General features: G+C 71.5%; 22 protein-coding genes. 8 read left to right on the forward strand and 14 right to left on the reverse strand.

Translation table 11 applies throughout. The features are described from left to right. Nucleotides 1–20 precede the first annotated feature (20 nt). Complete coding sequence (locus AB0959_RS31755; protein ID WP_366830120.1) at nucleotides 21–1205, reverse strand: cytochrome P450; 1185 nt, start codon at nucleotides 1203–1205, stop codon at nucleotides 21–23. A 76-nt stretch (nucleotides 1206–1281) separates the two neighbouring features. Continuing rightward, on the reverse strand, nucleotides 1282–1962 hold the full coding sequence (locus AB0959_RS31760; protein WP_366830121.1) for a response regulator transcription factor: 681 nt from the start codon (nucleotides 1960–1962) through the stop codon (nucleotides 1282–1284). A 185-nt stretch (nucleotides 1963–2147) separates the two neighbouring features. Here AB0959_RS31760 and AB0959_RS31765 point away from each other — a divergent pair, with 185 nt between their 5' ends. Then, a complete protein-coding gene (locus tag AB0959_RS31765; RefSeq protein WP_366830122.1) occupies nucleotides 2148–3176 on the forward strand; it encodes an aldo/keto reductase in 1029 nt (342 codons plus the stop codon). 75 nt (nucleotides 3177–3251) lie between these two features. On the opposite strand, the gene AB0959_RS31770 is transcribed toward AB0959_RS31765, so the two are convergent. Further along, entirely contained in the window at nucleotides 3252–4475 is a 1224-nt protein-coding gene (locus tag AB0959_RS31770) for a histidine kinase (RefSeq protein ID WP_366830170.1), read from the reverse strand. 298 nt (nucleotides 4476–4773) lie between these two features. Between AB0959_RS31770 and AB0959_RS31775 the strand changes: the two genes are divergently transcribed. After that, nucleotides 4774–4977, forward strand: coding sequence for a hypothetical protein (locus AB0959_RS31775; RefSeq protein ID WP_366830123.1), 204 nt, complete (start codon nucleotides 4774–4776; stop codon nucleotides 4975–4977). A 51-nt stretch (nucleotides 4978–5028) separates the two neighbouring features. Here the strand turns inward: AB0959_RS31775 and AB0959_RS31780 are convergent, their stop codons facing one another. Further along, nucleotides 5029–5424 carry a ribonuclease domain-containing protein gene (locus AB0959_RS31780; protein ID WP_366830124.1) on the reverse strand — a complete coding sequence of 132 codons (396 nt, stop codon included), beginning with the start codon at nucleotides 5422–5424 and terminating at the stop codon, nucleotides 5029–5031. Between the two features lie 85 nt (nucleotides 5425–5509). Next, nucleotides 5510–6139, reverse strand: a complete 630-nt coding sequence (locus AB0959_RS31785) for a dihydrofolate reductase family protein (RefSeq protein WP_366830125.1) — start codon at nucleotides 6137–6139, stop codon at nucleotides 5510–5512. A gap of 199 nt (nucleotides 6140–6338) precedes the next feature. On the opposite strand from AB0959_RS31785, the gene AB0959_RS31790 reads away from it, so the two are divergent. Then, the gene (locus AB0959_RS31790; protein WP_366830126.1) at nucleotides 6339–7070 is read left to right on the forward strand and encodes an SDR family oxidoreductase; all 732 of its coding nucleotides are present in this window, start codon (nucleotides 6339–6341) and stop codon (nucleotides 7068–7070) included. 129 nt (nucleotides 7071–7199) lie between these two features. Here AB0959_RS31790 and alc read toward each other — a convergent pair whose 3' ends face one another. Beyond that, a complete protein-coding gene (gene alc, locus AB0959_RS31795) occupies nucleotides 7200–8315 on the reverse strand; it encodes an allantoicase (protein ID WP_366830127.1) in 1116 nt (371 codons plus the stop codon). Nucleotides 8316–8377: 62 nt separating this feature from the next. Next, nucleotides 8378–9742 (reverse strand): allantoinase AllB, encoded by a 1365-nt coding sequence (gene allB, locus AB0959_RS31800; protein WP_366830128.1) that lies wholly within the window; start codon nucleotides 9740–9742, stop codon nucleotides 8378–8380. Nucleotides 9743–9929: 187 nt separating this feature from the next. Between allB and AB0959_RS31805 the strand changes: the two genes are divergently transcribed. Further along, nucleotides 9930–10727, forward strand: coding sequence for an IclR family transcriptional regulator (locus AB0959_RS31805; RefSeq protein WP_366830129.1), 798 nt, complete (start codon nucleotides 9930–9932; stop codon nucleotides 10725–10727). Nucleotides 10728–10920: 193 nt separating this feature from the next. Here the strand turns inward: AB0959_RS31805 and AB0959_RS31810 are convergent, their stop codons facing one another. Then, entirely contained in the window at nucleotides 10921–11235 is a 315-nt protein-coding gene (locus AB0959_RS31810; protein WP_366830130.1) for a DUF5955 family protein, read from the reverse strand. Between the two features lie 210 nt (nucleotides 11236–11445). On the opposite strand from AB0959_RS31810, the gene AB0959_RS31815 reads away from it, so the two are divergent. Next, nucleotides 11446–12045: a nucleotidyltransferase family protein gene (locus tag AB0959_RS31815; RefSeq protein WP_366830131.1), complete on the forward strand. Its 600-nt coding sequence runs from the start codon at nucleotides 11446–11448 to the stop codon at nucleotides 12043–12045. Nucleotides 12046–12257: 212 nt separating this feature from the next. Beyond that, nucleotides 12258–13892, forward strand: coding sequence for a malate synthase A (gene aceB, locus AB0959_RS31820; protein ID WP_366830132.1), 1635 nt, complete (start codon nucleotides 12258–12260; stop codon nucleotides 13890–13892). 1 nt (nucleotide 13893) lies between these two features. On the opposite strand, the gene AB0959_RS31825 is transcribed toward aceB, so the two are convergent. The 5 genes from AB0959_RS31825 to AB0959_RS31845 all read right to left on the reverse strand — a co-directional run bounded on the left by AB0959_RS31825 (nucleotide 13894) and on the right by AB0959_RS31845 (nucleotide 17666). Next, nucleotides 13894–14193 (reverse strand): SelT/SelW/SelH family protein, encoded by a 300-nt coding sequence (locus tag AB0959_RS31825; RefSeq protein ID WP_366830133.1) that lies wholly within the window; start codon nucleotides 14191–14193, stop codon nucleotides 13894–13896. Then, a complete protein-coding gene (locus AB0959_RS31830) occupies nucleotides 14190–15104 on the reverse strand; it encodes a HipA family kinase (RefSeq protein WP_366830134.1) in 915 nt (304 codons plus the stop codon). Before AB0959_RS31830 ends, AB0959_RS31825 begins: the two co-directional genes overlap by 4 nt. 321 nt (nucleotides 15105–15425) lie before the next feature. Beyond that, nucleotides 15426–16205, reverse strand: coding sequence for an SDR family NAD(P)-dependent oxidoreductase (locus AB0959_RS31835; RefSeq protein WP_366830135.1), 780 nt, complete (start codon nucleotides 16203–16205; stop codon nucleotides 15426–15428). Nucleotides 16206–16245: 40 nt separating this feature from the next. After that, nucleotides 16246–17199 (reverse strand): MBL fold metallo-hydrolase, encoded by a 954-nt coding sequence (locus AB0959_RS31840; protein WP_366830136.1) that lies wholly within the window; start codon nucleotides 17197–17199, stop codon nucleotides 16246–16248. Further along, nucleotides 17199–17666 (reverse strand): SRPBCC family protein, encoded by a 468-nt coding sequence (locus AB0959_RS31845; RefSeq protein ID WP_366830137.1) that lies wholly within the window; start codon nucleotides 17664–17666, stop codon nucleotides 17199–17201. The genes AB0959_RS31840 and AB0959_RS31845 overlap by 1 nt, the downstream gene beginning before the upstream one ends. Nucleotides 17667–17894: 228 nt before the next feature. On the opposite strand from AB0959_RS31845, the gene AB0959_RS31850 reads away from it, so the two are divergent. Continuing rightward, entirely contained in the window at nucleotides 17895–19172 is a 1278-nt protein-coding gene (locus AB0959_RS31850; protein ID WP_366830138.1) for a beta-ketoacyl-[acyl-carrier-protein] synthase family protein, read from the forward strand. Then, complete coding sequence (locus AB0959_RS31855; RefSeq protein ID WP_366830139.1) at nucleotides 19169–20404, forward strand: beta-ketoacyl synthase N-terminal-like domain-containing protein; 1236 nt, start codon at nucleotides 19169–19171, stop codon at nucleotides 20402–20404. The genes AB0959_RS31850 and AB0959_RS31855 overlap by 4 nt, the downstream gene beginning before the upstream one ends. 84 nt (nucleotides 20405–20488) lie before the next feature. Here the strand turns inward: AB0959_RS31855 and AB0959_RS31860 are convergent, their stop codons facing one another. Continuing rightward, on the reverse strand, nucleotides 20489–20746 hold the full coding sequence (locus AB0959_RS31860) for an acyl carrier protein (RefSeq protein ID WP_366830140.1): 258 nt from the start codon (nucleotides 20744–20746) through the stop codon (nucleotides 20489–20491). Nucleotide 20747: the final 1 nt, after the last annotated feature.

Here is a 20747-nt window from a genome sequence, read left to right on the forward strand (position 1 = left end):
CGGCGGGGGCGAGACACCCCTCACCAACGCACCGGCAGGCTCCGCACCCCCCGTATCAGCATCCCCGGCAACCACCCTCCCGGCGGACCGTCCAGCGCCAGGTCCGGGCAGCGGTCCAGCAGGGCCCGGAGGGCGACGCGGCCCTCCAGGCGGGCCAGCGGAGCGCCGAGGCAGTAGTGGATGCCGTGACCGAAGGCGAGGTGCCCCTGCGGGGCGCGGTGGATGTCGAAGCGGTCGGGGGCAGGGAAGCGCGCCGCGTCGCGATCCGCCGCCGTGAGGCCGATCATCACGCCCTCCCCCGCCCCGATGGGCGTGCCGGCGATGTCGAGGGGCTCGACGGCGAACCGGTACGTCGCGTTCTCCACCGGGCCCTCGTACCGCAGCATCTCCTCCACCGCCCCGTCGAGCAGACTCATGTCACCTCGCAGCGCGGCGAGTTGACCGGGGTGTGAGAGCAGCGCCCGCACCCCGTTGGTGATGAGGTTGACCGTCGTCTCGTGACCGGCGATGAGCAGCACGAAGGCCATGCCGCGCAGTTCGTCCGCCGACAGCCGGTCGCCGTCCTCGTCCGTCGTCCGTATCAGGGCGCTGAGCAGGTCGTCGGCGGGCGCGGAACAGCGCTTGTCCTCGATCAACTCGGCCAGGTACTCGCCGAGTCGCACGATCGCGTCGTACTCGCTCTCCGCGCTCGTCGGCGCCACCGTCTCCGTCGACAGCGCACGGAACGCCTTCCGGTCGAGGTCGGGCACGCCCAGCAGCTCGCAGATGACGGTGAGCGGCAGCGGGTACGCGAACGACTCCACGAGGTCGGCACGCCCTCGCGGCAGCATGGCGTCGAGCAGCGAGTCGGTGATCTCCTCGACACGGGGCCGCAGGCGCTCCACGCGGCGGGCGGTGAACTCGCGCGCTATCAGCCTGCGCAGCCGTGTGTGCTGGGGCGGGTCGGTGACCAGCAGGTACTTGCCGATCAGCTCCTCGTCGAGGAACGTCACGCCGATCTTCGAGCCGTCCTTGGCGAGCCGGGGGTCGGCCAGCGCGGCGCGCGCCTCCTCGTACCCGACGACGAGCCACACCGCCTCGCGCGACTCCGCCCCCGGCAGCCGCACCCTGTGCACCGGCCCGCGAGCGCGCAGTTCTGCGTAGACGGGATGCGGGTCCTCGGTGAACCCCGGCCCGTACTCCCCCAGATCGATCACTTGTCCCATGAGCTTCCCCCTTCGAGCCCTTCAACTCCTGCGTCCCCCGGGCCCGTTCAGCTCGTTCAACGCACAGGGTGCCCCGCTAGTGCCCGTCCTCCTCCAGTCCCTCCAGGAGCCCCGCGTCGTAGGTCAGCAGGGCGATCTGCACCCGGTTGTTGAGGTCGAGCTTGGCGAGGATGCGGGAGACGTGGGTCTTGACGGTGGCGACGCTCATGAACAGTTCGGCGGCGATCTCGGCGTTCGAGGCGCCCCGGCCGACCGCGACGGCGACCTCGCGCTCGCGGTCGTTGAGGGCGGCGACGCGGGTGCGGGCGTGGGTACGGCGTGTGTCGGGGCCGGGTCCGGCCGCCTGTTCCATCAGCCGGCGGGTGACGGCGGGCGAGAGCACGGGGTCGCCGGCCGCGACCCGGCGCACCGCTTCGACGATCTCCGCGGGCGGGGTGTCCTTCAGGACGAACCCGGCCGCGCCCGCGCGCAGCGCCCGCAGCACCTGCTCGTCCGCGTGGAAAGTGGTGAGGACGACGACCTGAGGGGCGTCCTCGCGGGCGCGCAGCCGCTCGGTGGCAGCGAGCCCGTCCACCGTCGGCATCCGGATGTCCATGAGGACGACGTCCGGCCGGGTGCGGTCGACGAGCGCCTCGACCTCGCCGCCGTCAGCGCCCTCACCGACGATCTCGATGTCGTCGGCACCGCCCATCATGAAGGTCAGGCCGGCTCTCACCAGGGGGTCGTCGTCGACGAGGAGCAGTCGGATCGCAGTCATGCGGCCTACCGTAGTGAGCCCGGGTCGCGAGGCCGTACGCCCGGGACGCGCGGGTTCGGCCATACATGGCCGTTCGGCCATACATGGTCGGCAAGGCCGGCCGGAGGCGCCCTTGTCGTCGTCCGCGCCCGCGTCAGCGGCTATCGTCAGTCGTCTCCGTCGTCGTCAACTTCCCGAGGAGTTCCGTGCGTTACCGGCTTCTGGGGCGGACCGGGCTCCGCGTGTCCGAGTTGTTCCTCGGTGCCATGACGTTCGGCGAGCAGGGCGGGGTGGGGGCACCCAAGGAGGAGTGCGCGCGGATCCTCGACGCGTACGCGGCGGCCGGCGGCAACGTGATCGACACGGCCGTCAACTACCGCGGCGGGGAGAGCGAGCGCATCGTCGGCGAGCTGCTCAAGGGGCGGCGGGACCGCTTCGTGCTGTCCACCAAGTACACGGTCTCGCGCGACGGTTCGGACCCGAACGCGGCCGGCAACCACCGCAAGAACCTCACCCTGTCGCTGGAGACCAGCCTGCGCCGCCTGGACACCGACTACGTCGACGTCTACTGGGTGCACATCTGGGACCGGAACACGCCCGTCGAGGAGACCATGCGCGCCCTCGACGACGCCGTACGGTCCGGGAAGGTGCTGTACGTCGGCATCTCGGACGCCCCGGCCTGGGTGGTCTCGCGTGCCAACACCCTGGCCGAGTGGCGGGGTTGGAGCCCACTGTCGGCGCTCCAGGTACCGTACAGCCTGCTCAACCGGGACGCGGAGCGCGAACTGCTGCCGATGGCCGAGGCGTTCGGCATGTCGGTCGCGGCGTGGAGTCCGCTGCAGAACGGCGTCCTGTCCGGCAAGTACACCCGCCCGGGCGGCGTCGAGCCGGGCACGGCGACCCGTTTGTCGGAGGACGCGATCGGTGAGCGCGAGCGCGCGGTGGCGGAGGCCGTGCGGGAGGCCGCCGACGAACTGGGGGCGACCCCGGCGCAGGTGGCCATCGCCTGGACCACGGCCCGCTTCCCCGCCGTGCACCCCATCCTGGGCGCACGCCGGGTCGAGCAGCTCACGGACAACCTCGGCGCGGCCGGCCTCGTCCTGCCCGACGAGGTGGTGGCCAGGCTGGAGGCGGCCACGGACTTCCGTCCCGGGTTCCCTTACGAGTTCATCGAGGACACGTCGGCGTGGGTGTACGGGACGGCCGGTCAGCGCGTGGTGCCCCGTAAGCCCTAAGACGCCGTACGCCCTGAGACGCCGTCCGGGCGCTTCACCTCCCGGCCGGACGGCGGCCCCTCCCCCGCCTGACGGTCAGCCCCATGGGAGCCAGGCCCGCAACCGGAAACCCCCGTCCTCCTCCGCGCCGTGCTCCAGGCGGCCGCCGGCCAGCGTGGCGCGTTCGGTCAGGCCGATGAGGCCCTGGCCCGAGCCGGGGACGGACGGGACGTCGCCGGGAGGCGCGGGGTTGCGTACGCAGAGGGTGAGCCCGTCGCCGGGGGCGCCCGCGACGGTCACGGTGACCTCCGCTCCGGGGGCGTGCTTGCGGGCGTTGGTCAGGCCCTCCTGGGCGATGCGGTACGCGGTGCGGCCGACGGAGGCCGGGACGGCCGCGGGTTCGGTGACGCGGTGGTCCAGCAGGACCTTCATGCCGGCCTCCCGGGACTCGGTGACCAGCGTGCCCAGCGCGGCCAGGGTCGGCTGGGGGCGGCCGGCGTTGTCGGGGTCGCCCGCGCGCAGCACTCCGATGATCTCCCGCAGGTCCTGCAGCGCCTCGTGGGCGCTCTCCCGGATGACGCCCGCCGCCCGGGCGACCTCCTCGCGGGGCGCGTCGGGCCGGAACTCCAGCGCTCCCGCGTGCACGCTCAGCAGGGTGAGGCGATGGGCCAGCACGTCGTGCATCTCGCGCGCGATCGCCTCCCGCGCGAGCCGCTGTGCCTGTTCGGCCCGCAGCGCGGCCTCCGTCTCGGCACGCCGCGTCCGGTCCCGCAGGGTGAGCATGAGCCGGCGCTGGGACCGGACGAACATGCCCCAGCCGACGATCGCGAGACCGAGCAGGGACGAGAGCACGACCATGACGACGTAGGGCAGTTCGGGGTCGGGGCGCCACCGGTAGTAGAACAGGTTGAGCACGAGGGAGATGCCGTTGACCCAGGCGATGTACCGGAACGGGCGGTGCACGGCGAGCGTGAAGAAGGCGACCAGGCCCGCGCCGCCCGCCGTGCTCGAAACGCAGCTGATGGGCAGCATCGCCACGGCGAGGCCCACCGGCCAGCGGCGGCGCAGCCAGACCGCCGCGCAGGCGAGGGCCCCGATCAGCTGGTCGGCGTCGGCCAATGCTCGAGAAATTCCGGGGTCCTTGGAGACCTCGTCCGCGCCGATCATGCCGATGAGGACGGCCGCCAGGAAGGCGACGAAGTCGACGATCCAGTCGCGGGCGGTGCGCCGGGGCCGGCCGGAGCGGGTGACGCGGTGCGGCCGGTCCGGGTCGAGTGCGACGGCCACGGCCGACGGCAGCAGCCAGCGCCGCCCAAACAGTTCCCGCACGAGCGGCGCCTCGGACTCGGCCGGGTACGGCGCTTCCTGCTCCCCCGGCTCCCCCCGCTCGCCCGGCGCCTGAGCCTGCGGCAGCACGGGGGCCGCGTCGTCACCTCTCACGGTCGGCAAATCTACGCACCGACGGCGCAATGCACCGCCCCTCGCGCGTGATGCACGACCAAAGTCGTACGCCCGCAGACTTTCGGCTCCCGCTCGCTCGTGCGGCGGGGACTTCCGTCGGACACACCTCGCCCCGCGGCCGATGGCATGGGGGGTCCGCGGGACGAGGATCCTGAACATGAAGCAGTTGTTGGAGTTTCTCGGGTTCATCGCCCTGATGCAGGGCACGGGCGGCCTGGTGTACGAGCTCACGGGCAAGCTGAAGTGGGGGATCACGCAGCGCTGGAGCGCGCTCGACGGCTACGAGATCTATGTGAGCGTCGCGTTGATCGTCCTGGCGCTCGCGCTGTTCGCGGTGGCCGACAGCCGCAAGTCGAACTGACCGCCGCCGCCGGCCGACCGCCGGGACGGAGCCGAACCTGGGAGGGGCGGTTCAGCAGCCGTAGTCGATCAGGTCGAACGACTCGTAGTGGTCCGCGGTGTAGTAGTCCTCCTGGTTCTCCTGACCGGTGACGATGCGGCGGGCGCCGCGCGTCGAGGAGCCGGGGGTCTTCACCGTGTACTCGTGGTAGTAGCCGCTGGACTGGCTGGGCAGGACGCCTTCCCGGTTCTGGAAGACGCTCCCGTCCTGGGTGTAGGGGAAGGGGCCGCCCGACTCGATCAGGTCGAGCGTGTCGTACGCCTGGGACGGGAGGTCGCCGTAGCAGATGCTGCCGACGGCGGCCGCCGACGTGCCCGCGGCGTTGGCGGTGACGGTGCCGCCCACGAGCAGGGCGGACAGGAGGGCGGCGGAGGCGCCGATGCGGGTGATGCGTGGGGGGAATCTCATGGGCTCATGATGACGCGCGTAGACAGTGGCATGTCAATGACAAGCTCCATGATTTTCCGGTCACGTCGCCTGAGTTCTCCGGGAGTTAACCCAAGTTCTCGGGCAGGTCGAACGAGCCGTACGTGGGGCGCCCCTCCAGCTCGTACGACTGGATGGAGACGCCTCGGCTGGTGATCCGTCCCCCGGCGTGCCGGAACGCGGTCGGGACCAGGCCCCGCGCGAACAGGCGGAAGCCGGAGCCGAGGACGACGGGGAAGGTCAGCAGGTGCACCGTGTCGATCAGTTCGAGGGCGAGGAGGGACTGGGCGAGGGCCCCGCTGCCGTGGATCTGCACCTCGCCCTCGGTGCGCTCCTTGAGGTCGGCGACCTCCTTCTCGAGGTCACCCGCGAGGACGGTCGTGTTGGACCATTCGGGCTGGGTGACGGTGCTCGAAGCGACGTACTTCGGAAGCGAGTTGAGCTTGGAGGCGATCGGGTTGGCCGGGTCGGTGATCTTCGGCCAGTAGCCGGCGAAGATCTCGTACGTCCGCCTGCCGAGCAGGAACGCGTCCACCCGGTCGAAGACCTCGGTGACGAACCGGCCGAAGTCCTCGTCCGCGTAGGGGACGGTCCAGCCGCCGTGCTCGAAGCCGTTCCTGCGGTCCTCCTCGGGGCCGCCCGGGCCCTGGTAGACGCCGTCGAGGGTGACGAACTGGGTGAGAGTGAGCTTGCCCATGGTGAGGTGCCTTCCGCGAGTGGTTCCACTGTCGTGCGCGTGGGGTCTGCTGTCATGAGTGCAGACCTCAGCAGCACCGGCAACTCATCGGCCTGAGGTCGTCGTCCGTTTGCCGCCAGCGCGCGGTGTGCCAGGTCGCTGAGATGGAGCCATGACATCAACATCGACTGCGACTTCGACTGCGACTTCGACGAACAACATGAACGGCACAGTGGCCCTCGTGACGGGTGGGAGCCGTGGCATCGGCGCGGCGACGGCCCTGCGGCTCGCCCAGGAGGGGGCGGACGTGGCGATCACGTACGTCCAGGGCAAGGACGCGGCCGAGGACGTCGTACGGCGCGTCGAGGCGCTGGGGCGGCGCGGGCTCGCCCTGCGTGCCGACGCCGCGGACGCGGCGGAGGCTCCCGGGGCGGTGGACCGCACGGTGGAGGCGCTCGGCCGGCTCGACGTCCTGGTCAACAACGCCGGCCTGGGTGTGCTGGGCCCCATGGAGTCGCTGGCCCTCGCCGACATCGACCGGGTCCTCGCGGTGAACGTCCGCGGCGTCCTGCTGACCTCCCGGGCAGCGGTGGCGCACATGCCTCGCGGCGGCCGGATCATCACGATCGGCTCGTGCATGACCCAGCGGGTACCCGGGCCGGGCGGCACGCTCTACGCGACCGGCAAGGCAGCCCTGATCGGTCTGACGAAGGCGCTCGCGCGAGAGCTCGGCGATCGCGGGATCACCTCGAACATCGTCCACCCCGGTCCCATAGACACCGACATGAACCCCGGCGACGGTCCGCAGGCCCCCGCCCAGGCGGCCATGACGGCCATCGGCCGCTACGGCACGGCCGACGAGGTGGCGTCACTGGTCGCGTACCTGGCGGGAGCCGAGGCGGGCTACGTGACCGGAGCGGAACTGGCGGTGGACGGAGGGTTCGCGGCCTGAGGCACGCCCCCACGCCGAGATCGACCGCGGCGGCGCGCACCGGAGAGTCGCCGGTCCGGAGAGTCGGCCGGTCCGGTGCGCGCTGTTACGCGCCGGTGCGCGCTGTTGCACGCCGTTGCGCTCCGTGCTTCAGCCGCCCAGCTCCTGGTGACGGGAGGACAGTCGCGCCGCCCCCTCGTCGGTGAGCGAGCCGTGCAGCCGCAGGCGCGCGATGCCGCCGTCGGGGTAGATGTCGATGCGGGCGTGGGTGGCGACGACCGGGGTGTCGAGGACGAAGCGGTGGTTCGTGTCGGGCTGGAGGCGGGTGCGCGGAAGGGTCTCCACCCACTCACCGTCCTCGCCGTCCCGTACCGACACCGACGCCCACCCCGCCGCGTTCCCCTTCAGATACGCCGTGTCGATCTCGATCGCGCGGATCTCGGACTGGGCGGCCAGGCGGTAGCGGATCCAGTCGTGTCCCTGGTCGCGGCGGCGCCGGGTCTCCCAGCACTCGTGCATCACCCGCGCCCGACCCGGCTGGATGGAGTTCGTGGCGGGCGAGTAGAAGAGGTTGGACGCGTCCTCCGCCTGGCCGCCGTTCTCCAGGGACACGACGTCGAAGGTGCCGAGGGCCGCGAGCCACGCGGGGTCCGGGACGACCTCGCCGTGGACCCGCAGGCGCGCTATCCCTCCGTCGGGGTGCTGGTTCAGGCGCAGGTGCGTGAAGCGCTGCTCGACGGAGACGGCGAAACCGTTGGCCGCGTGGCCGCCGACGGGTGTGCGCGGGACGAGCGTCGTCCACTTCACGTCGTCCGCCAGCAGTTCCTCCGGCGACGGGGTGCCGGGCAGGGACACACCCTCCACCGACACCGCCTGCGGGTAGTTGCCGCGGAAGTGGGCCGTGTCGACCACGATGCCCCGGATCACACCCGGCGCGCCGAGACGGATCAGTGCCCAGTCGTGGTCCTCGGCCGTCGGCCACGGGTGGTCCGCCGAGGCGCCGCGACGCCGCCTCGTCTCCCAGCCGTCCATGATCTTGCCCTTGTGCCCGAAGTGCTCGGGGTCGAACTCGGGGCGCTCGGGTACGAGCAGGTTCTCACGCTGGGCGAAGAACTCGTCGTTGGCGGCGACGACCGAGGCGCCGAGCCGGCGGTCGGCGAGGTCGGCGTGGTGGGTGAAGGGGAAGTCGGCGGTGCGGTAGTCCGCGTAGGGGTCGCCGCCTCCGTAGGGGTTCGCGTCGCCGGTGAAGCTGGGGAGCGCCGTCACTGTGATCAGGTCTGCCTTTCGGAGTCGGCCACCGCGGGTACGGACGCCGGTGCGGAACGGGATCAGGAGGGTCGGGTGAGGAGGTGGCCCTTCGGGTCGGTGAACTCGCCGTCCGCGACGATGCGTTCGCCGCGCAGCCAGGTGGACCTGACCACGCCGCACAGGGTCCTGCCCGTGTACGCGCTGACGCGGTTGCGGTGGTGGAGGACCTCGGGGTCGACGGTGAACGTCTCGTCGGGGGCGAAGACGGCGAAGTCGGCGTCCCGGCCCGCCGCGATGGCGCCCTTGCGGTCGTCGAGGCCCACCAGCCGCGCCGTGGCCGTCGACATCCAGCGGACCACGTCCTCCAGCTCGTGGCCCCGCTTCCGCGCCTCGGTCCACACCGCCGACAGGCTGAGCTGGAGGCCGGAGATGCCGCCCCAGGCCGTGGCGAAGTCGTCGGTCTTGAGGTCGGCCGTGGACGGGGAGTGGTCGGTGACCACACAGTCGATCGTGCCGTCGGCCAGCGCCTGCCAGAGCAGGTCCTGATTGGCCGCCTCGCGGATGGGCGGGCAGCACTTGAACGCGCTGGCGCCGTCGGGGACCTCCTCGGCCGTCAGCGTCAGGTAGTGCGGGCAGGTCTCCACCGTGACGCGCACGCCTTCGCGTCTGGCCTCGGCGATCAGCGGCAGCGCGTCGCTCGAGGACAGGTGGAGCACGTGCACACGGGCGTCACGCCGTCCCGCCAGCTCGATCAGGGTCGTGATGGCCGTGTCCTCGGCGCCGCGCGGGCGTGAGGCGAGGAAGTCGGCGTACCTCGGACCGCCCTGCTGCGGGGCGGAGGCCAGATGGTGCGGGTCCTCGGCGTGGACGATCAGCAGTCCGCCGAAACCGGCGATCTCCACCATCGACCGGTCCAGTTGCTCCGTGTCGAGCTCCGGGAACTCCTCGACGCCGGACGGCGACAGGAACGCCTTGAAGCCGAAGACGCCCGCGTCGTGCAGCGGCCGCAGGTCCTTGACGTTGTCCGGGAGCGCGCCGCCCCAGAAGCCCACGTCGATGTGCGCCTTGGCCTCGGCGACCTCCCGCTTGATGCGGAGGTGGTCGACCGTCGTGGTCGGCGGGAGGGAGTTGAGGGGCATGTCGACGAGGGTGGTGATGCCGCCGGCCGCCGCCGCGCGCGTCGCGGTCCAGAAGCCCTCCCACTCGGTGCGGCCGGGATCGTTGACGTGGACGTGGGTGTCGACGAGCCCGGGCAGCAGGACGTCGTCACCGAAGTCCTCCAGCCGGACTCCGGCCGGCACCTCCGTGTCGAAAGTGTCGTACGGCAGCACGGCCGTGATCCTGCCCCCGGCGACCGCGACCGAGGCCGCACGGCTCCCTTCGGGGGTGATCACGCGCGTCGAACGCAGCACCAGCTCGACTTCGTACCCTCTGTCGCCGGACACCCGGGACCCCTCTCTCACGCCCTACCGCATCAGGGCCTTCAACGATCTCACCCATCTCCCGCACCCTGTACGTTTCCACACAATGGAATTAAGATTCCAGTAGGCAGAACGGAGTTTTTACCGAACAAGGCGGGAAGCGACGCACAGGTAGGCTGTCGCCCTGCCTGCCAGCCGAAGGGAACGCGCCGTGCCGTCGTCGAGCGCCAGCACCACTGACAAGCCGTCCGCCGCGACCGGTGGCGTCCAGTCCCTGGAGCGCGCCTTCGACCTGCTGGAACGGATGGCGGATGCCGGCGGCGAGGTCGGGCTCAGCGAGCTCTCGGTGAGCAGCGGACTGCCGCTTCCCACCATCCACCGGCTGATGCGCACGCTGGTGGCCTGCGGTTACGTCCGTCAGCAGCCCAACCGGCGGTACGCCCTCGGCCCCCGCCTGATCCGCCTCGGCGAGTCCGCCTCCCGACTGCTGGGCACCTGGGCGCGCCCCTACCTCGCCCGGCTGGTCGACGAGACCGGCGAGACGGCGAACATGGCGCTGCTGGACGGCGACGAGATCGTGTACGTGGCGCAGGTGCCGTCCAAGCACTCGATGCGCATGTTCACCGAGGTGGGCCGACGGGTGCTGCCGCACTCCACGGGCGTGGGCAAGGCGCTGCTCGCGGGTTTCCCGGACGCGGAGGTGCGTGCGCTGCTCGCCCGTACGGGCATGCCGGCCGCCACCGAGAAGACGATCACCACGCCTGACGGTTTCCTGGCCGCGCTGGAGGACGTGCGGGGTCTCGGATACGCCGTCGACGACAACGAGCAGGAGATCGGGGTTCGCTGCCTGGCGGTCTCCGTGCCCGACTCGCCCACCGCCGCGGCGATCTCCATCTCGGGCCCGGCGGGGCGGGTGACGGACTCGGCGACCGAGCGGATCGTGCCGGTGCTGCAGCAGGTCGCGGTGGAGCTGTCGGAGGCCTTGGCCAGCTCGGGGTCGAGCGCCTGACCCTCCGGGGCGGTGGGGTGTCCGGGGTGGGTGGGCTGGTGCAAATCCAGCCCCCTGGGGGCACCTCCCAGCGGTAGCTGGGGGAGTTTGAGGAGCGGGGTCCGGGGCGGAGCCCCGTGCGGGGCCGAAGGGGCAGCGCCCCTGGGGATGGGACGGGTAGGGGCGGCGGGGGCGAAACAAACCCTCCGCCCACTCACCTCCGCGGCGGCTCCCCGAACAACTCCACCGCACTGCGCACTTCCGCCAGCCCTCTCGCCAGCGCACTGACCGACCCGATGGACCCCGCGATCAGCAGCAGCGAGCGCCGCAGGCGCGGAATCTCCGGCATCCCGCTCAGCGCCATGGCGGCAAGAGCCGCGAGCTCGTCCTCGGCTATCCCCCGGTCGGGGAACTCGGCGGGATGCGCGGCGAGTTCACGGCGCAGCCGGGACACGGCGGACTTCAGTTCCGCCACCCGCGGGTCCTCGTCGCTGCCGGTCACCGGTCTCTGCCCCAAGCTCCGCAACACAGCTCTCCCCCCTCGCACGCCGTCGTTCGCCCTTACGTCCTCGTACGACCCAACGCCCCCCGGCGTTGGTCGGTCGCCCAGAGATGCGGGTCAGTAAACGCCACCGCATGCCGTGGGCGCCACCATGCGGACGGAAATTCAGCCCCCGGAAACGGAGGCGCCCGCAGGGGATCCGGGGCACGCGTGGGCCCGGTCGGGTATGCAGGGTGCATGACGGACGCCAATGACCAGGTCGCCGGGCTGTTGCTGGCCGCGGGCGGCGGACGACGCCTCGGAGGCCGCCCCAAGGCGCTCCTGCCCCATCGGGGACATCTACTCGTCGAACACGCGGCCGGAGTACTGCGCGCGGCCGGCTGTTCCCGGATCCATGTGGTGCTCGGCGCCGAGGCGGAGACGGTGCGCGAGCGGGCCGCGCTGCCCGGCTGCACGCTCGTGGACAACCCGGAGTGGGTGCACGGCATGGGGTCGTCACTGCGGGCGGGACTTCAGTCGCTGGCCGGTACGGGTGCCCGTGCCGTACTGGTGTCCCTGGTCGACCAGCCGGGGATCGGACCGGCGGCGGTGGCCCGCGTGCTCGCCGCGTACGAGTCGGAGAGGTCGCTCGCGGCGGCCGCGTACGACGGGCAGAGGGGGCACCCGGTGCTGTTCGGCTCCGCGCACTGGGAGGGCATCGCCGCGACCGCGACCGGGGACCGGGGAGCACGCGCCTATCTGAAGGCGCATGAGGACGAGGTGGTGCTCGTCGAGTGCGGGGACGTGGCGGAGCCGTACGACATCGACACGGAGGGCGACCTGGTCCACCTTGAGTGAACGGGGTGGCACCGAGCGCCACGACCCCTCGGTTCAGAGAATCTCGACGTCAACAGATAATTGAACTTCCACCATGAGGAAACTAGTATCCACTGACCAGAAGCCCAGAAGCGGCCGACCGCCCTACAGGCACCCGTCAGCCGCCTCACCATGCCCCTGGCACCCGGTGCCGCGGAGTACTCACGTCAGCTCGCTGAAGGAAGTGACAGCTCATGTCCGCACCAGCGCCGTCCCCGCTGGCCATCGTCGACGCCGAGCCCCTGCCCCGGCAGGACGAGGTCCTCAACCCCGCGGCCCTCGCCTTCGTGGCCGAGCTGCACCGGCGGTTCACGCCCCGGCGTGACGAGCTGCTCGCCCGTCGCGCGGAGCGCCGCGCCGAGATCGCCCGCACCTCCTCGCTCGACTTCCTCCCGGAGACCGCCGCGATCCGCGCGGACGACTCCTGGAAGGTGGCCCCCTCACCGGACGCCCTGAACGACCGCCGCGTCGAGATCACCGGCCCCACCGACCGCAAGATGACGATCAACGCCCTGAACTCGGGCGCCAAGGTGTGGCTCGCGGACTTCGAGGACGCCTCGGCCCCGACGTGGGAGAACGTGGTCCTCGGCCAGGTGAACATGGCCGACGCCTACACCCGGAACATCGACTTCACCGACGAGCGCACCGGCAAGTCGTACGCCCTGCGGCCCGACGAGGAGCTGGCGACGGTCGTCATGCGCCCGCGCGGCTGGCACCTGGACGAGCGCCACCTCGTCGACGCCGACGGCACCCCCGTCCCGGGCGCGCTCGTCGACTTCGGCCTGTACTTCTTCCACAACGCCCAGCGTCTGCTGGACCTCGGCAAGGGCCCGTACTTCTACCTCCCCAAGACGGAGTCGTACCTGGAGGCCCGCCTCTGGAACGACGTCTTCGTCTTCGCGCAGGACCACGTGGGCATCCCGCAGGGCACCGTCCGCGCCACCGTCCTCATCGAGACGATCACGGCCGCGTACGAGATGGAGGAGATCCTCTACGAACTCCGCGACCACGCCTCGGGGTTGAACGCGGGCCGCTGGGACTACCTCTTCTCCATCGTCAAGAACTTCCGTGACGGCGGGGCCAAGTTCGTCCTCCCGGACCGCAACGCGGTGACGATGACGGCCCCGTTCATGCGGGCGTACACCGAACTCCTCGTCCGCACCTGCCACAAGCGCGGCGCCCACGCCATCGGCGGCATGGCGGCCTTCATCCCGTCCCGCCGGGACGCCGAGGTCAACAAGGTCGCCTTCGAGAAGGTCCGCGCCGACAAGGACCGCGAGGCGAACGACGGCTTCGACGGCTCCTGGGTCGCCCACCCCGACCTCGTCCCCATCGCCATGGAGTGCTTCGACAAGGTCCTCGGCGACCGGCCGAACCAGAAGGACCGCCTGCGTGAGGACGTCGACGTCAAGGCGGCCGACCTGATCGCCGTCGACTCCCTCGACGCCCGGCCGACGTACCCGGGCCTCGTCAACGCCGTCCAGGTCGGCATCCGCTACATCGAGGCCTGGCTGCGCGGCCTGGGCGCGGTCGCGATCTTCAACCTCATGGAGGACGCGGCCACCGCCGAGATCTCCCGCTCCCAGATCTGGCAGTGGATCAACGCGGGCGTCGAGTTCGAGATCGACGGGACCTCGGTGAAGGCGACCCCGGAGCTGGCCCGGAAGGTCGCCGCCGAGGAACTGGAGAACCTCAGGGCCGAGCTCGGCGAGGAGGCCTTCGCCGCCGGCAACTGGCAGCAGGCCCACGACCTGCTCCTGAAGGTCTCCCTCGACGAGGACTACGCGGACTTCCTGACGCTGCCGGCGTACGAGCAGCTCAAGGGCTGACTCAGCTCGCTGACGGCTTCTCCGAGTGGCCCAGGGACTTCCCCGGGGCCACTCGGTCGCGTACGGCCTTCTTCACGGCCGTCGGCTCCGGGAAGCCCTGCTCACGGCGGTCCCACACCACCTCGTCGTTGACGCGTACGACGAAGACCCCGCCCGTGCCGGGCTTCAGCGACAGCTCGGTCAGCTCCGCCTCGAAGGTCGTGAGCAGCTCCTGCGCCAGCCAGGCCGCGCGCGGGAGCCATCGGCACTGGGTGCAGTACTCGATCTGGACGCGCTGAGGCGCCGTCGTGCCGTCCGTCATCCGAAGTGCACCGACCCGTCCTGTTCCACCGCCGGCTTCCCGTGCAGGTCGGGGACCCGCTTGAGCCAGTCCGGGCGGCCTCGCTGAGTCCTCGCCGCGCGGCGGGAGTGCTCGGCGGCCAGTTCGTCGCGGCTGGGGAAGTCCGTGGGCAGCCAGGTCGCGGACGCCTTCACGCGCGCGGAGAGGTAGTCCACATACGCCGCGCGGGCCTCCTCCGGCGTGGCGAAGCCGGGCTCGTCGGCCAGCCAGGCGTCCGGCACCTCGGCCACGATCGACCTGAGCAGGTCCTCGGTCACCCTGGGCGCCAGCTCCGCGTCGGCGGCCCGCACGTCGGGGCCGTAGTGGCCGAGGGCGTGGTGGCGGAAGTCGTACGCCTTCGCGGGGTCGGAGGCGTCCCAGCGGTGGTGGAAGACGAGGGCGGCTCCGTGGTCGATGAGCCACAGGCGCGGGGGCACGATCCCGAGGGTCGGCCAGACCATCAGGTTGGAGCTGTGGACCGTGCGGTCGACGTTCACGGTCAGGGCGTCCAGCCAGACGATCCTGCCCGCCTCCAGCGGGTCCACGCGAAAGGCCTTGGCGACCTCCGGAGTGAAGTCCTTCGCACCCGGCAGATAGTCCATGCCGAGGTTCAGACCCGCGCTCGCCTCGTGGAGTTCCCGGACCTCCTGGTGGGGCTCCTCGTCGGCGACCGCCGGGTCGAAGTGCACGAGGACCAGCTCCGGGAACCGCAGCCCGAGAGCCCGGGCCAGCTCGCCGACGATCACCTCGGCGACCAGCGCCTTGCGGCCCTGGGCGGAGCCTGTGAACTTGACGACGTACGTGCCGAGGTCGTCGGCCTCGACGACTCCGGGGACGGAGCCGCCGGAGCGCAGGGGTGCGACGTAGCGGGTTGCAGTGACCTCTCTCAACATTTTCCGAGGCCCCACAGCCCTTTTGCCTCACATTTCACAGCCGGCTCCCTCGCGCAGAGTTCGAGAGTTTCGCCTGGCGTGCTCGTCTCCCTGTCTCCCCAACACGTTCGTCAATCGCGGTGCGGCCCTTACCTTCGGCATCCGGCATGAAGTGAGCATAGTAACCAAGTGTGACGGCCGGGGAGGAGTCCCCGAGCCCTCGCGCCGACGACACCACGGACTCCCCCGCCTCGAGCATGGTCAGGGACCGCCGGGGCGGCCGTCCCGCCGCCCCGCCCCCGACATCGGATCGCGCCCGGACCGGCGGGTCCGGATCCGGGGTCAGTAGTTCCCCAGCCCCCCGCACACGTTCAGCGCCTGTGCCGTGATCGACGACGCCGTGTCCGTCAACAGGTAGCTCACCAGGCCCGCCACTTCCTCCGGGGTGGAGTAACGCCCCAACGGTATCTTCGCGTTGAAGCGGTCGTGAACGTCCTGCTCGGTGATGTCCCAGTGGCGGGCGTAGCCCTCGCGGACTCGGACGGCCATGGGGGTCTCGACATAGCCGGGACACACGGCGTTGACGGTGATGCCGGTCTTGGCGAGTTCGAAGCCGACGGACTTGGTGAAGCCGACCACCCCGTGCTTGGACGCGGTGTAAGGAGCGGCGTACATCACTCCTTGTTTGCCGCCGGTGGAGGCGATGTTGATGATGCGGCCCCAGCCCGCCTCCCGCATCCCGCCGCTGCGCAGCACCTCGCGCGTGACCCGGAAGACGCCGGTCAGGTTGGTGGCGAGGACGTTCTCCCACAGGTCGTCGTCGATGTTCGCCGTCTCGCCGCCTCCGTTGCGCCCGGCGCTGTTCACGAGGATGTCGATGGAGCCGAAGCGGTCGACGGCGGCGGACACGGCGGCGGTGACGTCGGTGGCCGATGTGACGTCGCAGGAGGTGCCGTCGGCCTCGTGGCCCTCTGCCCGCAGCCCGTCGACGACGGCGGCGATGTTCTTGGCGTCGCGGGCGCATCCGTAGACGGCGATGCCCTGTTCGGCGAGGGTGCGGGCGACGGCGAGGCCGATGCCGCTGCTGGCGCCCGTGACGAACGCGGTCTTGCGAGAGGGCATGGTGTTCCTCCGGTCGATTCGTTGGGGGGCGGGTGGCCGGTCACGCGGCGCAGGGCGGCAGACCACCGTGAAAGGCGACCATCTCCCGAAAGGCGGTGGCCACGTCGATACGGGCGCCGGGCTCGAGTCCCTCGGCCTCGGCGTACGCGCGGTGCAGGTTGGCCACCAGCCGCTCCGGGTCCTGGAGCCCCGCGAACGGCCCGAGGCCGGCGCCGCGCGCGGCGGCCATGGGGCTGCGGCCGGTGCGCAGGCCGTCGTGGGCGAGGTCGCGCACCCGTTCCAGGTAGGCGGCCGTGGCGTCGAGCGCCTCGGTCCCGGCGACCGCACCGTGCCCGGACACGATCACCTCGGGACCGAGGCCGCGCAGCACCTCCAGGGCGCGCAGGGAGCCCTCGACCGAGCCCATCAGCACGAAGGGGGTGACCCCGGACCAGATCACGTCCCCGGCGAAGAGGACCCTGCGCTCCGGAACCCAGGCGACCACGTCGCCCGGCGTGTGTGCGGGTCCGATGCGCAGCAGGCGCACCGTCAGCTCGCCCGTCCTGATGGTGAGTTCGTCCTGGAAGGTCACGTCCGGCAGCACCAGAGGGATGTCACCCCAGTCGACCGCGGGCCACAACTGGCACAGGCCGTGGCCGGATTCGGCGATGTCCGCGCGGGTCTGCTCCTGGGCGACGACCGTGGCACGCGGGGTGAACTCGACGTTGCCGAAGACGTGGTCGCCGTGGAAGTGGGTGTTGACGACGGCGTCGGGGCCCCCCGGCGCCACCCGCTCGACGGCCGCGCGCAGCTTTTGGGCACGGCTGCGGGTGGCCGCGGTGTCGACCAGTACCGACCGGCCGCCGTCCGCGATCAGCCCGGCGTTGTTCAGGCACCACCCACCGGGCAACTGCTGGTACGCGAAGACGCCGTCGGCGACCTCCAGCAGTCCGCCGTCGCCGGGCACCGGGGTGGGCCCGGCCGGCGGGGCGGGGCGAGTGTCCGGCACGGCCATCAGACGACCTCGGCGAAGCGTGCCAGGGTCTCGCCGGGGCTCGGTCCGTCCAGCGCCTTGAAGATCCGCTCTGCGTCGGCGCCGAGCCGGTCCAGCCGGATGTGCGCCAGTTCCACCCGGGTGCCGCCGCCGGGCTCAGGACTGAAGCGGACCTCGATCTCGCTGGCGCCCTCGTCGTCGGGCAGCGGGCGGAAGGCACCGTCCACCCGCCAGGTCAGGTGCAGCCGGTGCGGCGGCTCCCACGCCAGTACGCGGCCCCAGTCGATCTCCTGGCCGTCGGCGTCCCACTCGTAGTAGCGCCCGCCGGTGCGGGGCTCCATGGCGAGACCGGTGCGCGGCGTGGTCAGCAGAACGTGAGAGGGCGGCCACCAGTCCGCCAGCCGCTCGGTGAACGCCCGGAAACATTCGGCGGGTGACGCCTGGACGACGGTCGACTTCCTTACGTCGGGGATCGCTTGAGAGGTCATCGGGACTCCTTTCGCGCGGGCCCGTGCCGGGCACCTTCACACACCGTGGTCGCAGCGGCTCGACCTCCCGTCGAGCACCGCTCGATGCCCCACACCGGCGGTGACGCCATCTCTGGAGCGGCAGTTCGCGCCCCCTGTGCGACGTCCCCGGCCCGGCTCCGACGTGCCTGGAGCGTGAGTCGAGAGGGCGGGCGCACCCTGCGCTCAACGAACTCTGAAGGAGGTCCCATGGTCCGAGACACGCCACGAAGGGCCGTGATCACCGGCATCGGCGTGACGGCACCGGGAGGAATCGGGACCGACGCGTTCTGGCAGCGCCTGGTCAGCGGCGAACCCGCGACCCGGACGATCAGCCGGTTCGACGCGAGCGGTCATCGGTGCCAGGTCGCCGCCGAGTGCGACTTCGATCCGCTGGAGCACGGGCTGTCCCGGCAGCAGGTGCGGCGCACCGACCGCGTGGTGCAGCTCGCGCTGGCCTCGGCCCGTGAAGCCCTGCTGGACAGCGGCCTCACCCTCGACGGCGCCCTGGCGGAGCGCGCCGGGGTGGCGATGGGCAGCGCGGTCGGTGGCACGACCACGATGGAGCAGGAGTACGCGGTGCAGTCCGCCGAGGGCCGCACGTGGTTGGTCGACTCCCGCTATGCCGGGCCGCATCTGTACGACTACTTCGTGCCGACCTCACTCGCCGCCGAGGTGGCGCTGCTCGGCGGGGCGCTGGGCCCGGCGTCGGTGATCTCCACCGGCTGTACCTCCGGCATCGATGCGGTCGGCTACGCCGCCGAGCTGATCCGGGAGGGCACGGCGGACGTCATGGTCACCGGCGCCTCCGACGCGCCGATCTCCCCGATCACGCTGACCTGCTTCGACGTCATCAAGGCGACGTCGACGCGCAACGACGATCCGGAGTCCGCGTGCAGGCCCTTCGACCGCACCAGGAACGGGTTGGTACTGGGCGAGGGGGCGAGCGTGCTGATCCTGGAGGAGTTCGAGCACGCGCGGCGGCGCGGGGCGACGATCTACGGGGAGGTCGCCGGGTATGCCTCGCGCTGCAACGCGTACCACATGACGGGGCTGAAGACGGACGGGCTGGAGATGTCCGAGGCCATCGACGCGGCGCTCGACGAGGCCCGGACGGACCCGACGGACATCGACTACGTCAACGCGCACGGTTCGGGTACCAAGCAGAACGACCGGCACGAGACGGCCGCGGTCAAGCGCAGCCTGGGCGAGCACGCCTACCGGACGCCGATAAGTGGCATCAAGGCGATCGTGGGGCACTCGCTGGGCGCGATCGGGTCGATCGAGATCGCGGCGTGCGCACTGTCGCTGCGCCACGACGTGGTGGTGCCGACGGCCAACCTGCACGAGCCGGACCCGGAGTGCGATCTGGACTACGTCCCGCTCTCGGCGCGCGAGCGGCGACTGGACGCGGTACTGACCGTCGGCAGCGGATTCGGCGGATTCCAGAGCGCGATGGTGCTCACGACCTCGGGGCGGTCCCTATGAGTGAGACGACACGTGACGCGGTGATCACCGGCATCGGTGTGGCCGCGCCGAACGGAATCAGTACGGAGAACTACTGGGCGGCCACCCTCAAGGGAGTCTCAGCGATCCGGCCGACGGCACGGTTCGACGCTTCGGGCTATCCGGTGCGGCTGTCCGCGGAGGTGCCGCCGTCCGATGCGGAGGAGGCCGTGCCCAAGCGGCTGCATCCGCAGACGGACCGGCTGACCCGACTCGCGCTGCTCTCCTCCGACGAGGCGCTCGCGGACGCGGCCGTCATCCCTGCCGAGCTGCCGGGCGAGGCGATGGGTACAGCCGTCACCGGGGTCACCGGCGGGCTGGAGTTCGGCCAGCGGCAGCTCCAGCTCCAGTGGGGTACGGGCTGGGAGTCGGTCAGCCCGTACATGTCGTTCGCCTGGTACTACGCCGTGCACACCGGCCAGGTGTCGATCCGGCACGGGATGCGCGGGCCGGGCGGGGTCGTGGTCTCCGAGCAGGCCGGCGGCGTGGACTCACTGTCCTACGCGCGTCGCCGGGTGCGCACGGGTACGCCGGTGATGACGGCGGGCGGTTTCGACAGCTTGCTGTGCCCGTACGGAGTGTCCGTGCTGTCGGTGGCCGACGGGGTGTGCCGTGACGACGACCCGGCGCGGGCGGGGCTCGCGTTTTGCCCGTCGACGACCGGCTACGTGCCGGGTGAGGGCGGGGCCGTGCTGATCGTGGAGTCCCGCGACGCCGCGATGGAGCGGGGCGCTCCGCAGCTCTACGGGGTGATCGCGGGGCACGGGGCGGCGTTCGACCCGGACCCGGCGGGTTCGGTGGGCTCCTCGCGCAGCGGCTTGCTCCGGGCGGCGCGCACAGCGCTCAGGGACGCGGGGCTGACGCCGGACGACGTCGGCGTGGTGTTCGCGGACGCGGTGGGCAGCGCGCCACTGGACCGGGCGGAGGCGGCGGTGCTGACGCGGCTGTTCGGGCCGAGGCGGGTGCCGGTGAGCGCGCCGAAGACACTGGTGGGCCGGATGTTGTCGGGCGGGTCCGCGCTCGATGTGGCGGCAGCGCTGCTGACCTTGCGCGACGGCCTGATTCCGGCGGTGCCGGGCGTCGACCGGGAGGACGTCGATCCCCGGGTGGAGCTGGTGGTCGGAGAACCGCGGGCGGAGCGGGTGGACTGCGCGCTGGTACTGGCGCGGGGACACGGCGGTTTCGCGTCGGCCCTGGTGCTGACCCGACCGTAACGGCGCGGCGGGGGCACGGCGCCAGTGGTCGCCGGGCCCCCGCCGCCGTGCTCCGGCCTCGCGTGCCGGTCGGCCGGAGCGGTATCAGGCGGCCTCGGCGACCTGACGGTTGACGATCGCCAGCAGATCGGCCGGCGTCTCCACGTCCGTGGTCGCCTCCTCGGGAAGTTTGACGCCGTAGTGCCGTTCGAGGCGGCTGAGCGTGTCGATGACGGCGAGCGAGTCGAAGCCGAGGTCGACCAGGCGGGTGCCCAGGATGTCGCCCGTGAGGTCGACGCTCTCGTCCTCGCCCGCCGCGCGCAGCAGGAAGTCCTTCAGTTCATCGAGGGTCAGTTGGGCCATG

Source organism: Streptomyces sp. NPDC046862, from assembly GCF_040704615.1.
GTDB lineage: Bacteria > Actinomycetota > Actinomycetes > Streptomycetales > Streptomycetaceae > Streptomyces.